We start from the raw sequence: 697 nt of genomic DNA on the forward strand, positions 1-697 counted from the left end.
CGGGCACGACCCGCGCCGCTTCGCCACCGACCTGCTCGACCGCCTGCGCGACCTGGTGATGCTGCGGTCGGTGCCGGACGCGGGCGAGCGCGGGCTGGTCGCCGCGCCGGACGACGAGCTCAAGAAGATGAAGGAGCAGGCGGGAAAGCTGGAGCCCGCCACGCTCTCGCGTTACGCCGACATCGTCCACAATGGACTCTTGGAGATGCGCGGCGCGACCTCGCCCCGGCTGGTGCTGGAGCTGCTGACGGCGCGGATGCTGCTGCCGTCGATCGCCGAGGGCGCCGACGCGCTGCTCGCCCGTCTCGAACGCCTCGAACGCCGGGCCGCTTCGGCTCCGGCGCCCGCCGCCGCTGTCGCGGTCCAAGCTGTTCAGGCCGCTCCCGCCGGTCAAGCCGTCCCGGTCGCCCAGGCGCCCCCCGTCGCTCCCTCGGGTGAGCCCGTCCGCGAGTTCCAGCGGCCGTCGCAACGAGCCGCCGCTCCCGCGCCGGCTCCCCAGGCCGCCCCCCAGCCGGCCCCGCAACCCGCCGCACAGCCTGTCGCGCGGCCCGAGCCGGTCGCCGAACGACCCGCCCCCCAACGTCCTTCCGCGCCCACTCCGCCTCCGGCCGCGCCTGCTCCGGCGGCCGCGACGGCTGTGGCGGCTACGGGGGGCGGGACGGACGTGGAGAGTATCCGCGGTCGCTGGCCGCATGTG

Annotated in this window: 1 pseudogene; it reads left to right on the forward strand. The window is 76.3% G+C overall.

Annotation, left to right across the window (positions count from 1 at the left end):
- A pseudogene (locus CFP71_RS43235) lies at positions 1-697 on the forward strand (DNA polymerase III subunit gamma/tau); the annotation flags it as partial.

This window comes from Amycolatopsis thailandensis, assembly GCF_002234405.1.
Lineage (GTDB): Bacteria > Actinomycetota > Actinomycetes > Mycobacteriales > Pseudonocardiaceae > Amycolatopsis > Amycolatopsis thailandensis.